This window comes from Calidifontibacillus oryziterrae, from assembly GCF_000331575.1.
GTDB classification, from domain to species: Bacteria; Bacillota; Bacilli; order Bacillales; family Bacillaceae_J; genus Calidifontibacillus_A; species Calidifontibacillus_A oryziterrae.
Genome location: NZ_KB223527.1, coordinates 1,040,778 through 1,055,290, shown reverse-complemented (window position 1 = coordinate 1,055,290; position 14,513 = coordinate 1,040,778). Strand labels below are relative to the sequence as shown.

Below are 14,513 nucleotides of genomic sequence, written 5' to 3'. Positions count from 1 at the left end.
TAACTTAGAGGGTAATACGAGGGAGGAAGAATAGTGAGCAAACAGAAGATCGTTTTAATTGATGGGAACAGTATCGCTTATCGTGCGTTTTTTGCCCTACCGCTTTTAAATAATAAAAAAGGGATTTTTACAAACGCAGTTTACGGCTTTGCCATGATCTTGATGAAGGTATTAGAAGAGGAAAACCCTACCCATATATTAGTCGCATTTGATGCTGGGAAAACAACATTTCGTCATAAAACATATTCAGACTATAAAGGTGGGCGCCAAAAAACACCACCAGAGCTTTCCGAACAATTCCCGTTTATTAGAGAATTGCTAGATGCTTTTAATATAGCTAGATATGAATTAGACGAGTATGAAGCTGATGATATTATCGGCACTTTGGCAAAAAAGGCAGAAGACGAACAAATAGAAGTCAAAGTTATATCCGGTGATAAGGATTTACTTCAACTAGTTTCTGATCATGTAACGGTTATTCATACTAGAAAAGGGATTACCGAGGTTGATACATACGATATTGACCAATTGAGAGCAAAATATAATTTATCGCCACAGCAAATTATTGATATGAAGGGCTTAATGGGTGATTCATCAGATAATATCCCAGGTGTACCAGGAGTTGGTGAAAAAACAGCAATAAAGCTTTTAAACCAATTTGGAACATTAGAAAAAACATTAGAATCCATTTCTGAAGTAAGTGGGAAAAAGCTACAGGAAAAGCTTGCGGAAAATAAGGAGCAAGCGTTAATGTCAAAAGAATTGGCGACAATTAATTGTCAAGCGCCAATTACGATAACGTTAGCTGATCTTAGTAAGAAAGATATGAATAGCGAAAAGGTTATCAGTCTTTTTAAAGAATTAGAGTTCAATTCATTATTAGATCGTCTTAACAGTGTAGATTCTGAATCTGAAGCTTTACAACAAGAAATGGCATCGATTTCGTATTCAATTTTAAAAGAAATTACCGATGATGTTTTAACAAGAGAAGCTTCCCTCGTGATTGAATCAATTGAAGAAAACTACCATGAAGCAGATATTATTGGGATTTCTGTTGTCAATGACAAAGGGAAGTATTTTATCCCTACAGAAATTGCGTTGACATCTGTGACTTTTAAACGATGGCTGGCAGATGAAAATGCAAAAAAATATGTTTTTGATGCTAAACAAGCAATGACACTACTGCATTGGCGTGGAATAACGTTAAAAGGTGTGGAATTTGATCTTTTAATAGCAGCATACATTTTAAATCCTGCCGACACGAATCTTGAAATAGCAGATGTAGCTACACGTAATCAATATTTAAACATCAATAAAGATGAAACAGTATATGGTAAAGGTGCGAAACGAAAGATTCCGGTAGTTGAGCAATTAGCAGAACATCTTGTAAGAAAGGCTGACGCAATTTTTCAACTAAAAGAAAAAATAGTCAATGAATTAAAGGAGAATGACCAATACCACCTATTTAAGGAGCTAGAGCTACCCCTTTCCTTCATTTTAAGTGATATGGAATCAACAGGTATCAAGGTTGATGTTAATCGATTAACAAAAATGGGGAAAGAGCTTGACGTTCTACTTAGCGATATTGAAGCAAAAATTTATGATCTAGCGGGTGAGTCTTTTAATATTAACTCGCCAAAACAGTTAGGAGTAATTTTATACGAAAAACTAAAACTGCCGGCGATCAAAAAGACAAAAACAGGATATTCAACCTCAGCAGATGTTCTCGAAAAGTTGGCAGATAAGCATGAAATAATCCCACTTTTGTTACATTTCAGGCAGCTTGGGAAATTGAAGTCAACATACATTGAAGGGTTATTAAAAGTAGTTCACAAAGATACACATAAAATTCATACGCGCTTTAATCAAGCTTTGACTCAAACAGGGCGATTAAGCTCAACAGAGCCAAACCTACAGAATATTCCAATACGTATGGATGAAGGGCGGAAAATTCGTCAAGCGTTTATTCCATCTGAGGAAGGATGGCTTATTTTTGCAGCGGATTATTCACAAATTGAGTTAAGAGTCTTAGCTCATATTGCCCAAGATGAGAAACTAGTAACAGCATTTAAAAACGACAAAGATATTCATACTCAAACTGCGATGGACGTCTTTCATGTGAACGAGGCCGATGTTACGGCGACAATGCGTCGTCAAGCAAAGGCAGTTAATTTCGGTATCATATATGGAATTAGCGATTTTGGCCTATCACAAAATCTTGGAATTACGAGGAAAGAGGCAGGGGAGTTTATTGATCGCTATTTAAAGAGTTTTCCTAATGTAAAGCAATATATGGAGGATAGTGTCCGGATAGCAAAAGAAAAAGGGTATGTCACAACTTTATTACATCGTCGTCGTTATTTACCCGATATTACAAGTCGAAATTTTAATATCCGTAGTTTTGCAGAGCGAACTGCGATGAATACCCCGATACAAGGTAGTGCTGCTGACATTATAAAAAAGGCAATGATTGATATGGTGGGCAGATTAAAACAAGAAAATTTGAAAGCTCGCCTATTATTACAAGTTCACGACGAACTAATATTTGAAGTTCCCGAGGAAGAAATAGAAATCTTGAAACAAATTGTTCCAGACGTGATGGAACATGCTGTGGAACTGGATGTTCCGCTTAAGGTGGATTACTGCTATGGACCGACTTGGTTTGATGCCAAATAGACTATTACTAAATTGACTAGATATACAAGGGGAGATAAAATGCCTGAGTTACCAGAGGTCGAGACCATTTGTCGTACACTTAACCATTTAGTGAAGGGCAAAACGATAAATGGTGTGAAGGTTTTGTGGCCAAAGATTATAAAAAAACCAGATGATGTCAAACAGTTTCAATTTTTATTGCAGGGACAAACAATTCAAGATATTCAAAGAAGAGGTAAGTTTATTAAGTTTGTCCTTAATGATTATATACTAGTATCGCATTTAAGAATGGAAGGCCGCTATGGTCTTTACCGCAAAGAAGAAAATTATGATAAACATACACATGTATTTTTTTATTTTACTGATGGTACTGAGCTTCGTTATCGTGATGTGCGAAAATTTGGTACGATGCATTTATTTGATAAAGGATGTGAGGAGAAGGAGCTGCCGTTAGCACAGTTAGGGGTAGAGCCTTTTTCAGAGCTTTTTACTGTAGAATATTTACAGAAAAACCTTAAAAACACTGATCGTAAAATAAAAGTGGTGCTTTTAGATCAAAAGATTGTTGTCGGATTAGGAAATATTTATGTTGACGAAGCGCTCTTTCGCTCAAAAATTCACCCACTTCGACCTGCCAAAACGTTAACTAAAAACGAATTAATAGAGTTGCGTAGAGAAATAGTAAATACGCTATGTGAGGCTGTGGAAAAAGGCGGTAGCACAATTCGGTCGTATGTAAATACACAAGGGGAAATGGGGATGTTTCAGCTCCGTCTTTACGTATATGGTCGTAATGGGGATGTATGTAAAAATTGTGGTTCGATCATTGAAAAAATGATAGTAGGTGGTCGCGGAACCCATTTCTGTCCAAACTGTCAAAGGGTATGAACGAGCGGTTTTTACTTGGTAATTACAAAAGCTAAAAAAAGGTGGTAAGCTATGGCAACGATTATAGGTTTGACGGGGGGCATTGCTAGTGGGAAAAGCACCGTTTCCAAAATGTTTAAAGAGCTTCGAATCGTCGTAATTGATGCAGATATGGTTGCAAGGGAAGTGGTTGAGGTTGGAGAGGAAGCTTATAACAAAATTGTTGAGGTATTCGGTAATGAGATCATACACGAGGATCGTACAATAAATCGGGAAAAATTAGGCTCTATTATTTTTAAGGATGAAGTGAAAAGAGAAAAGCTAAATACTATTGTTCATCCTGCAGTGCGTAATAGAATGAATGATTTAAAAAATAATTATATAGAAAATGGAGAAAAAACTATTGTATTAGATATTCCGTTATTATTCGAAAGTAAGCTAACCCATTTAGTCGATAAAATAATTTTAGTATATGTAGATCCTGATGTTCAAAAAAGCCGGTTAATGAAAAGAAATGGATTAACTACAGATGCTGCCATGGCGAGAATACGTTCGCAAATGCCATTAGAAGACAAAATTCCATTAGCAGATGCTGTCATTAACAACAATGGAACAATATCTGAAACATTTGAGCAACTAAAACAGATACTGCAAATATGGAAATTGTTATAACATTATTTAGACTAAAAATAGTTCATAAATATTAATTTATAATAATTTACAATAATTTGGGTAATTATCTAACCATTTTCTCTTTATTTATGTTATACTAATTTTACTTAAAGGGTATTAAGTATAACATATTCCGAAAGGAGACTATTCAGTGGGGACTAGAGTAGCGATTAATAGTTTTGGGCGTATAGGGAGAATGTTTTTTAGAAGTGCAATTTTAGATGATACTTTTGAAATTGTTGCAGTTAATGCAAGTTATCCAGCCGATAATTTGGCTCACATGTTGAAATATGATAGTGTTCATGGGAAATTTGCGGGTACTGTTGAAGTTGAAGAGGATGCGTTAATTGTTAATGGCAAACGTGTTCAATTGTTAAATCAACGTGATCCACAACTACTTCCTTGGAAGGAACTAAATATAGATATCGTTATAGAAGCAACAGGTAAATTTAAAACAAAAGAACAAGCAAGTGCTCATATCAAGGCAGGAGCAAAAAAAGTTATTATTACTGCACCAGCAAAAGAGGAGGATATTACAATAGTTGTTGGTGTCAATGATAAGGACTACGATCATAATAAGCATCATATTATTTCGAATGCTTCTTGCACAACAAATTGCTTAGCTCCAGTTGTAAAAGTATTAAACGAGCAATTTGGGATTGTGAACGGGTTAATGACGACAGTTCATGCTTATACAAATGATCAAAAAAATGTGGATAATCCTCATAAAAAAGATTTACGTCGTGCCCGCGCTTGTGCTCAATCGATTATCCCAACATCAACAGGTGCTGCGAAGGCGTTATCTTTAGTATTACCGGAGATGGCAGGTAAATTACACGGAATGGCATTACGTGTTCCGACTCCAAATGTTTCTTTAGTTGATTTAGTTGTCGATCTAGAACGTGAAGTTACAGTAGAAGAAGTAAACCAAGCGTTCCGTACAGCAGCTGAAGGTCCGCTAAAGGGAATTTTAGGAGTAACAGACGAGCCTTTAGTATCAATTGATTTCAATACAGATGATCGTTCAGCAATTGTTGATGCGCTATCAACAATGGTTATCGGTAAATCAAAAGTAAAAGTGTTAACTTGGTATGATAATGAGTGGGGTTATTCAAGCCGAGTTATCGATTTAGCGAAAATTGTTGCAAAAGGCATTGAGGAAGAAGCAGCAGCAAAAGCTAAAGAAGTAGTTGTTTCATAATCAAACTATAAAACTGTAAAGAGAGGTATTCGTACCTCTCTTTTATTTTTGTTTAGGAAATTAAAAAATTTGATCCTGTGGATAAATACTATAGCACAGAGAGTAGTCATCCAGCGCAAGCGCCCAGCGACTAGTAAGTTTCGCTCATCTCTTTTGCGATAAGTCAACATCGACTCATCCCTCGTCGTGCTTTGTTTATCTCAGTCGATGCGCTCTTAGTTTATACGTCGCTAATCAGGGCGCTTGCGCCTTTTTTATTAGTTTGTGAAAAATATAACAAATCCTATTTTTAGAAAAAACTTGAGAATCCTCTCGTTTTTATATATCATAATAAGTAGTTAAAAGGCGGATTTTGTCTATTACGGAGTTGATTAAATGCGATGTCCACAATGCCAATATAATGGAACAAGAGTTTTAGATTCACGCCCTGTAGAAGATAGCCGTTCCATTCGAAGAAGAAGAGAATGTGAAGAATGCCATTACCGTTTTACAACGTTTGAAAAGGTAGAGGAAATACCACTTATAGTTGTAAAAAAAGGCGGAACGAGAGAGGAATTTAGCAGAGAGAAGATGCTAAGAGGGCTTATAAAAGCATGTGAAAAAAGACCTGTTCCTCTACAAACTCTTGAGGATATAGTTATTGACATTGAGAAAGAATTAAGAAACCAAGGAATATCTGAAATTAAGAGTGTAGAAATTGGCGAAATGGTTATGGACCAGTTAGCTAAGGTTGATGAGGTTGCATATGTTCGTTTTGCTTCGGTATATAGACAATTTAAAGATATTAACGTATTTCTGGATGAATTAAAGGAACTAATTAAACGAGAGTAAATGTTTACGAAAGGGCTTCTATAGTAGAAAGCTCTTTTTCTACTTAATGACCTTCGATTTTTAGGAAGTGGCAATAATACGTCATAAAAGGGGGCTTCATAATGACTGTGCATTGGAAAGAGCTTTTGCCTATAGACGAATATATGGTGCGTACAAATGGTATTCTTCATGAATATGACCGTAAAGTGTTAACCATGCTTTATTTGCCATTAATTGGATCGACCTGCTACAGTTTATATATGGCCCTTTGGAGTGAAGTCGAAGCAAACCGTTTTTGGAGTGAGGAGAAAAAACATCTACACTTAATGAGCATGCTTCAGTTAAATTTACAGCAGATTTTTGAAGAACGTAAAAAGCTTGAAGGGATTGGGCTTTTGAAAACATACGTTAATAACGACGATGCAATGCGTACGTATATTTATGAACTGCAGCCCCCGTTATCCCCTAAGAATTTTTTTGATGATGGTGTTTTGAATATTTATTTATATAATAGACTTGGGAAAAAAAGCTTTAATAAAATGAAGCAGTTTTTTTCTGATACAAAAGTCGACACGAATACATTTAAGGATGTTACGAGCACATTTAGTGAAACATTTTCTTCGGTGAATCCTTCAGAATTATATACTTCAAATGAAGAAATGGCAGAAGCTTTAAATATAAAAGACGATGAGCAGTATGCGAACCGTGAAAAAACGTATGGAATCCTACTTTCGGAACAACAATTTGATTTTTCATTGTTTTTTGCGGGAATTTCTGAAGTATTAATCCCTCATGAGGCATTTTCAAAGGAAGTAAAGGAAGTAATCACAAAGCTCGCGTTTGTTTATCATATTGATCCAATCGAGATGAAAAAGGTTGTTATTCAAGCTTTGGATGAAAATGATCAAATAAATATAGAAGCATTGCGAAAAGCTGCTAGGGATTATTACCAATTAGAGAATGGTGATGCATTACCAAAACTAGTAGAAAAGGTACAGCCTATACATCTTCGTACAATGAATACTGCAGAGCCGATAAATAAAGAAGAGCAATTGACGAAGCAGCTTGAACAAATTTCTCCATACCAGTTGTTAGTGGATATATCAGGTGGTGTAGAACCGGCATTAAGTGATTTGAAAATTATTGAAAATATAATGATAAACCAAAAGCTTAATGCAGGCGTTGTGAATGTATTAATCTACTATGTTATGCTAAGAAGTGATATGAAGTTATCAAAAAATTATATGGAAAAGCTTGCAAGTCACTGGGCTCGGAAACAAATCAAAACTGTCAAAGAGGCGATGGAATTAGCGAGGGATGAACATCGCCAATATCAAGAATGGGCAGAAAGTAAAAAGAATTCAAGTAAAACAAAGAAGCAGACTGCAAAAAGTAATGCAACTCCAGAACAGAAAAGACGGCTCTTAATGCTTGGATTGGATGAATCTGAAATGAGTCGAAATTCAATTTCTCAAGAGATGACTGAGGAAGAAAGAATGAAGAGGAAACAGAAAATGCTTGATTTATTAGAAGGTAAAGGAGATGAACAACATTGAGAAAAGTGGGGTCTATTCTTGCTAGTCTCTACGGAACTGAGTTTAAGCGGCCGCAAACAATTGCTGAATATTTTTGCGAAGGCTGTCAAAATCATGTTAAAGTTCAGCTTTTACCGATACTAGGGGGGGCAAATAAAGGGCAATTACAGGAATTTAAAATTGGCTGTAAATGCCCTGATAAAGCCTTAGCACTTGAAATTGAAGAAGATGTAGAGCGCTTAAAAAAACAACGTTATTTTCGCTATTTTGATCAAAATTCGCTCATGAATAATGACATAAAAGATGCTACCTTTGAAAACTATAAGCCTACTACTAGTTTACAAGAGGATGTAAAAGAATTTTGTATGCTATATGCAGAAAAATTTACATTAGATGCAGGGCAGCTTCCGAAAAATTTGCTTTTACACGGTGATACTGGCATAGGCAAAACACATTTGGCCATCGCTATTTTAAAGGTTGTTTTAAAAAAACAATATAGCGGTTTATTTATAAGTTTACCAATCTTATTAACAATGATAAAAAATACGTATTCGAAACACGATGACAGTGGCTTAACTGTAGTTGATATATTAAAGAAGATGAAGGATATTGATTTATTAGTTATCGATGATCTTGGGGCTGAGGCTGGTTCGAATCACGACATCCAAAAGATTTTTGAATTATTGGATAGCCGTCTTGGGAAACCGACGATTTTTACGACTAATTTAAATTATAATGAGTTTTCTGAAACATTTGGTAAACGAAATACATCTAGAATTCTAAAGAATACCATCATTACTAAAGTTGATGGCGAAGATTATCGAAAAAAAGATGTAAATCTTGAAGAATGGCTTTGACGAAGAGAAAACAAGGGGATGTTCTCGTGATTACATGAGACCACCTCTTGTTTTTTGTTAGTTTTCAAGTTTTGTTAATTTATACATTTTTTTAGATTTGTCCCCATATAAATGTAACAGGTATTTGCTGACTATATCAGCATGGGGGGACGATAATTTATGGTCACGATTCAGTTTCGTGAAAAGAAAGACGCTATTTTATTTTTTCATCAATTACAGGAATTCGATCATCCAAATATAAATGATATTCAAGTCCATATTATTTATGAGCCTGAGGTGCTAGTAAAAATTGATTTTAGAAAATCGATTAAATCACTAATTTCATCTATTCTTATTCCTGTTTTAATACAATACATAATAAAAATTGTTGAAGTCAATTGGATGAAGGAAATGATACGGAATATGTTTTATTTTACTGATGAGGAGGAGCAACGCCAAATCATGTCAATCGCCCGTTCAATTATTGATGGTGAAAGACAAGATGTACCTGCAGTGATAGGGGTAAATAAAGAACTCACGAGAAATCAAATGATAGAAAGTTCTCTAAAGGACTTTTTAACCAGTAGTGTTTCGTTCTCGTTTGAATCGTTTTTACAATTTCGTTTAAAGGAGTATCGGTATAGGCTTTTAAAATATATAGAAGCTGCCATTGATGAGTATAAGCTTGAACAGGAGTATCAGAATTTTATTGAGAATCTCCGTACATATTTATATAATAAGGAACCATTAATGGATACGATTCACTTGGTTTATGATGGGACTTTTTGCTTTTTTGATAAAAATAAGAATGAATTATGCTCTGAACAGCTCACTCATATTATTGATGAACAGCTGTTAAAAATAGAAGATATCGATGTTGATTCCGAAGTCCTTGCCCCTTTAATATCAATAGCACCAAGAAAAGTGTTTATTTATACAGATCACCTCGATCACGGATTTATTCAAACAATTCAAAATGTCTTTTTAGAACGAGTGGCTATCTTGGCAAAACAAGCATTTTTGCATCCAAAAAGAACGATTTCAAAAAGCAACTAATCCATAGCTTGATTTTTCCAAATGAGTATGCATATAATACGTACATAGTAAAATCGAATTACCAAATCAGTTATGATGAGGATATGGGTTATTATTACGGTATGTAAGAGAGGAAAGCCATGGCTGAAAGCTTTCTATACACGGATCATAGCTTACCACCTTTAAACTTCAACGGGAAACAACCGTTGACGGCACCAACCGTTACTAGGACTTCGAGCCACAACCAGCGAATGATGAGCGCAAGAACAAGCTGACAAAGAGATGCGCCGCTAATAATTTTCCGTAATGTGGGAAGAAGGGTGGAACCACGAGCCCAACACTCGTCCCTTATTATTATATAGGGATGAGTGTTTTTTATTTTATAAAAGGAGTGTAGACAAAAATGACAGACGTAATTAAGCTTTCATTTCCTGATGGTGCGATGAAGGAGTTTCCAAAAGGAACAACAACTGAAGATGTGGCAGGATCAATAAGTAGTGGATTAAAGAAAAACGCATTGGCTGGTAAATTAAACGGGAAACCGATTGATTTGCGAACTCCAATACATGAAGATGGCTCTATCGAGATCATAACGTACGATACAAATGATGGTCTTGAAATTTTACGACACAGTACAGCACACTTGATGGCGCAAGCAATTAAGCGATTATATGGAGACGTAAAATTAGGTGTAGGGCCTGTCATTGAAAATGGTTTTTACTATGATATTGATATGGAACAGTCACTAACACCAGAAGACCTACCAAAAATAGAAAAAGAAATGCAACGAATTATTGATTCGAACCTTCCGATTGAACGTTCAGAGGTTACACGTTCAGAAGCCATTAAAATGTATGAAGAAATTGGGGATCCATTAAAAGTAGAATTAGTTGAAGCTATTCCAGAAGGTGACGATATTACAATTTATACACAAGGTGAATTTTTTGACTTATGCCGTGGTGTTCATGTCCCATCTACTGGAAAATTAAAAACATTTAAGTTAATGAGTATTGCTGGTGCTTATTGGCGTGGTGATAGTAACAATAAAATGCTACAGCGTATTTATGGAACAGCTTTTCCGAAGAAATCACAATTGGACGAGCATTTACGAATATTGGAGGAAGCGAAAGAACGTGATCATCGTAAGCTTGGCAAGGAATTAGATTTATTCGCTATTTCACAGCTTGTCGGCCAAGGTCTACCATTATGGCTACCAAAAGGGGCAACCATCCGTCGGATCATTGAGAGATATATAGTTGATTTGGAAATAAGACTAGGGTATTACCATGTTTACACGCCGGTTCTTGCGAATGTAGATCTTTATAAAACATCTGGGCATTGGGACCATTACCAAGAAGATATGTACCCGCCAATGGAAATGGATAGCACTGAATCATTAGTACTTCGACCAATGAACTGTCCGCATCATATGATGGTTTACAAAAATGATATGCACAGCTATCGTGAGCTGCCAATTCGGATCGCAGAGCTTGGCACAATGCATCGCTTTGAAATGTCAGGCGCATTATCTGGTCTACAACGTGTCCGCGGCATGACTTTAAATGACGCTCATATTTTCGTTCGCCCCGATCAAATTAAAGACGAATTTAAGCGGGTAGTGAATTTAATTTTAGCCGTTTATAAAGACTTTAATTTTAACGATTACACATTCCGTTTATCCTATCGTGATCCACAGGACACAGAGAAATATTATGATGATGATGCAATGTGGGAAAAAGCACAATCAATGTTAAAGGATGCGATGGATGACCTAGGTCTTGATTATTATGAAGCAGAAGGGGAAGCGGCCTTCTATGGTCCGAAGCTTGATGTTCAAGTGAAGACAGCCCTTGGAAAAGAAGAAACATTATCAACCGTTCAATTAGACTTTTTATTACCAGAGCGTTTTGATTTAACATATATCGGTGAAGATGGAAAGCATCATCGCCCAGTCGTGATTCATCGCGGTGTAGTATCGACGATGGAACGATTTGTAGCTTTCCTAATTGAAGAATATAAAGGTGCATTCCCAACATGGTTAGCACCAGTTCAAGCGAAGGTTATACCAGTATCAAGTGAAGTTCATCTAGACTATGCTAAAGAAGTACAAGAAAAATTACAGTTTGAAGGCTTCCGTGTTGAAATAGATGAGCGCGATGAAAAAATCGGCTATAAAATCCGAGAAGCACAAATGCAAAAAATACCGTACATGCTAGTTGTTGGTGACAATGAATTGAAGGAAAACAGTGTAAATGTACGTAAATACGGTGAAAAAGCTTCCGAGACGGTTGCTTTCGAAAAATTTATTGAGGAATTAAAGGACGAAGTTCAGCGTAAAAGCCAAGTGAAATAATAAATGAATAAGAATTTTGTTGAAAAGGTGGGGCATTCTTTCCCTGCCTTTAACAATTCGATGCATATAAAGTAAAGTTTTATTAATTGAAAACGAGAACAAAGCAAAAAAATTAAAATACTTGCAACTTGTTTTTACTTCAGGTAATATAAATAACGTTGCTAATAACTAGTCATGTATATGTTGACAGTAAAACTTTTTTATGTTAATCTTCACTAGGTAGAATTGAATATTTGTTTGAGTAAAGTAGAGGCACCCGCTTCTCACCTGCTTGACGCATAATTGTTGTTGACAGGTTTGCGAAATCCTAATATATTAAAGGTCGTGAAACGTGGGTGTACTATGTATGCCGATGTTTTTTTGTTGTAAATAAAACGTCGTCCAAACGAAGGATTCAGTGAAAAAACCTTGGAGGTGGCTAATTATTAGTAAGGAATTATTTATTAATGAGGCAATTCGTGCACGCGAAGTTCGCCTTATTGGTGCTAATGGTGATCAAATCGGGATAAAGTCGAAAAGCGAAGCTTTAGAGATGGCGCAAAACGCCAACTTAGATCTAGTGATGGTTGCACCAAATGCAAAACCACCTGTTTGTCGGATAATGGACTATGGTAAATTCCGTTACGAGCAACAGAAAAAAGAGAAAGAAGCACGAAAAAACCAAAAGATTATCAATATCAAGGAAGTTCGCTTAAGCCCAACGATTGAAGAGCATGATTTCAATACTAAGCTTAGAAATGCACGCAAATTCCTTGAAAAAGGTGATAAGGTTAAAGCAAGTATTCGCTTTAAAGGTCGTGCGATTACTCACAAAGAAATTGGGCAAAAAGTTTTAGATCGTTTATCAGAACAATGTGGAGATATAGCAACGATCGAACAAAAGCCAAAAATGGAAGGCCGCAGTATGTTTATCGTATTAGCACCTAAGGCTGATAAGTAAAGAATTGAGATAAACTACTTTACGTAAGAATTATTTTTTAAGGAGGATACCCAAATGCCAAAAATGAAAACTCATAGGGGTTCAGCAAAGCGTTTTAAAAAGACAGGAAGCGGTAAAGTGAAGCGTTCTCACGCTTATACAAGTCACTTATTTGCAAATAAAGACCAAAAGCAAAAGCGTAAGCTTCGTAAAGGAACTTTAGTAAGTGCTGGTGACTACAAGCGCATCAAACAAATGATCACAAACCTGTAATAACAATTGAATTTCGCATATAGATCTTAGGAGGGAATCACAATGCCAAGAGTAAAAGGTGGTACAGTTACGCGTCGTCGTCGTAAACGCGTATTAAAATTAGCAAAAGGTTATTTCGGTTCAAAACATACATTATTTAAAGTTGCAAAACAACAAGTAATGAAATCATTAATGTACGCTTATCGTGACCGTCGCCAAACAAAGCGCGACTTCCGTAAGCTTTGGATTACTCGTATTAACGCAGCAGCACGTATGAATGGACTTTCATATAGCCGTATGATGCATGGTTTAAAGGTTGCTGGTATCGAAATTAATCGTAAAATGCTTGCTGAGCTTGCTGTAAGTGATGAAAAAGCATTTTCAGAATTAGCGGCAAAAGCAAAAGCTAGTTTACAGTAATCTAATTTATAAAGGTCATCCGTGATTGGGATGGCCTTTTTCTAATGAATTGGCTCTGTTCAATTTTGCAGATTGGAAATGAGAGGTTCTACGGGCAATTTGTAAATATATGCTGAGTTTTCAATATTAAGGTAATTGCATGGTTTATATTTAGGAGAAAGCAGAAATGTATATATTAATATCGTATATTTTTTTATTAAATTTAATTGGACTACTGTTAATGTCTTCTGACAAGAAGAGAGCCCAAAAAGGAAAATGGAGAATCCCAGAAAGAAGGCTTTGGTTTGTAGGAATTCTCGGTGGGGGCATTGGTTTATATTGGGGAATGAAAACCTATCACCACAAAACGAAGCACATTTCCTTTAAATTCGGTATGCCTGTTATCATTGTATTAAATGTAATAACGTATGGATATGTTATTTACTTATTAGTTAAGCCGTGAGATCAAAAGTCATCACGGCTTTTTTAAAAACTCTCGAATTGGGCTTTTCCAGCCAATCTCTGCACTCGGATATCTTCTCTTTACTTCCGCTTCTATATTTAAAAAGTCACTTTTTTCAAGTCCCTGTAGTTTATCCGTATCTTTCACCCATAAAACAATTGATACAACATCAAAGGCTTGTGTAGTTGTTCCAAGGTATTTTTCGCCCTCAAAAAGTACTCCTTCGTATGTTACTAAAAAGTTTTTTCGTACATTTTCATAATCATCCCACATGTAGAAATCTTTTTTCTCATGAGCAACGGCAAGCTTTCTTTTTGGATTTGTTATATATTTAATTGTTGCATATATTAAAAAGAAAATTAGTGCAAAAATGACAAGTCTAAACAAAATGACAAACATATAGTAACCTCCAAATTGTTTCTATATTATATAATACAATACGAATGAGTATAGTGGTAAGTTTCAAATCATATTTTTTTTCGAGTTTGTTATAATAAAAGCAGTGAAAAATACTGT

Annotated in this window: 14 protein-coding genes and 1 other annotated feature; of the genes, 13 read left to right on the top strand and 1 reads right to left on the bottom strand. The window is 35.6% G+C overall.

Annotated features, from left to right (window positions below):
- Positions 1 to 30: 30 nt before the first annotated feature.
- From polA to D612_RS0113790, 13 genes are all read left to right on the top strand, one after another.
- Positions 31 to 2,676 (top strand): DNA polymerase I, encoded by a 2,646-nt coding sequence (gene polA / locus D612_RS0113850; RefSeq protein ID WP_169330977.1) that lies wholly within the window; start codon positions 31 to 33, stop codon positions 2,674 to 2,676.
- Between the two features lie 39 nt (positions 2,677 to 2,715).
- A complete protein-coding gene (gene mutM / locus D612_RS0113845; RefSeq protein WP_017756080.1) occupies positions 2,716 to 3,543 on the top strand; it encodes a DNA-formamidopyrimidine glycosylase in 828 nt (275 codons plus the stop codon).
- A 51-nt stretch (positions 3,544 to 3,594) separates the two neighbouring features.
- A complete protein-coding gene (gene coaE, locus D612_RS0113840) occupies positions 3,595 to 4,194 on the top strand; it encodes a dephospho-CoA kinase (protein ID WP_017756079.1) in 600 nt (199 codons plus the stop codon).
- A gap of 151 nt (positions 4,195 to 4,345) precedes the next feature.
- On the top strand, positions 4,346 to 5,395 hold the full coding sequence (locus D612_RS0113835) for a glyceraldehyde-3-phosphate dehydrogenase (protein WP_017756078.1): 1,050 nt from the start codon (positions 4,346 to 4,348) through the stop codon (positions 5,393 to 5,395).
- Between the two features lie 375 nt (positions 5,396 to 5,770).
- Positions 5,771 to 6,226 (top strand): transcriptional regulator NrdR, encoded by a 456-nt coding sequence (gene nrdR / locus D612_RS0113830; protein WP_017756077.1) that lies wholly within the window; start codon positions 5,771 to 5,773, stop codon positions 6,224 to 6,226.
- Between the two features lie 101 nt (positions 6,227 to 6,327).
- Positions 6,328 to 7,761 carry a replication initiation and membrane attachment family protein gene (locus D612_RS0113825; RefSeq protein WP_017756076.1) on the top strand — a complete coding sequence of 478 codons (1,434 nt, stop codon included), beginning with the start codon at positions 6,328 to 6,330 and terminating at the stop codon, positions 7,759 to 7,761.
- A 5-nt stretch (positions 7,762 to 7,766) separates the two neighbouring features.
- Positions 7,767 to 8,597 carry an ATP-binding protein gene (locus D612_RS18400; RefSeq protein ID WP_233275024.1) on the top strand — a complete coding sequence of 277 codons (831 nt, stop codon included), beginning with the start codon at positions 7,767 to 7,769 and terminating at the stop codon, positions 8,595 to 8,597.
- A 159-nt stretch (positions 8,598 to 8,756) separates the two neighbouring features.
- Entirely contained in the window at positions 8,757 to 9,632 is an 876-nt protein-coding gene (gene ytxC / locus D612_RS0113815; protein ID WP_017756074.1) for a putative sporulation protein YtxC, read from the top strand.
- Between the two features lie 382 nt (positions 9,633 to 10,014).
- On the top strand, positions 10,015 to 11,964 hold the full coding sequence (thrS, locus tag D612_RS0113810) for a threonine--tRNA ligase (protein ID WP_017756073.1): 1,950 nt from the start codon (positions 10,015 to 10,017) through the stop codon (positions 11,962 to 11,964).
- Positions 11,965 to 12,202: 238 nt separating this feature from the next.
- Positions 12,203 to 12,332, top strand: a sequence feature (ribosomal protein L20 leader region).
- Positions 12,333 to 12,361: 29 nt separating this feature from the next.
- Positions 12,362 to 12,904: a translation initiation factor IF-3 gene (infC, locus tag D612_RS0113805; RefSeq protein ID WP_017756072.1), complete on the top strand. Its 543-nt coding sequence runs from the start codon at positions 12,362 to 12,364 to the stop codon at positions 12,902 to 12,904.
- Positions 12,905 to 12,958: 54 nt separating this feature from the next.
- Positions 12,959 to 13,156: a 50S ribosomal protein L35 gene (gene rpmI, locus D612_RS0113800; protein ID WP_017756071.1), complete on the top strand. Its 198-nt coding sequence runs from the start codon at positions 12,959 to 12,961 to the stop codon at positions 13,154 to 13,156.
- 42 nt (positions 13,157 to 13,198) lie between these two features.
- Positions 13,199 to 13,555, top strand: coding sequence for a 50S ribosomal protein L20 (gene rplT / locus D612_RS0113795; RefSeq protein ID WP_017756070.1), 357 nt, complete (start codon positions 13,199 to 13,201; stop codon positions 13,553 to 13,555).
- Between the two features lie 166 nt (positions 13,556 to 13,721).
- On the top strand, positions 13,722 to 13,997 hold the full coding sequence (locus D612_RS0113790) for a DUF1294 domain-containing protein (protein ID WP_017756069.1): 276 nt from the start codon (positions 13,722 to 13,724) through the stop codon (positions 13,995 to 13,997).
- 12 nt (positions 13,998 to 14,009) lie between these two features.
- Here the strand turns inward: D612_RS0113790 and D612_RS0113785 are convergent, their stop codons facing one another.
- Positions 14,010 to 14,396 carry a hypothetical protein gene (locus D612_RS0113785; protein ID WP_017756068.1) on the bottom strand — a complete coding sequence of 129 codons (387 nt, stop codon included), beginning with the start codon at positions 14,394 to 14,396 and terminating at the stop codon, positions 14,010 to 14,012.
- Positions 14,397 to 14,513 lie beyond the last annotated feature (117 nt).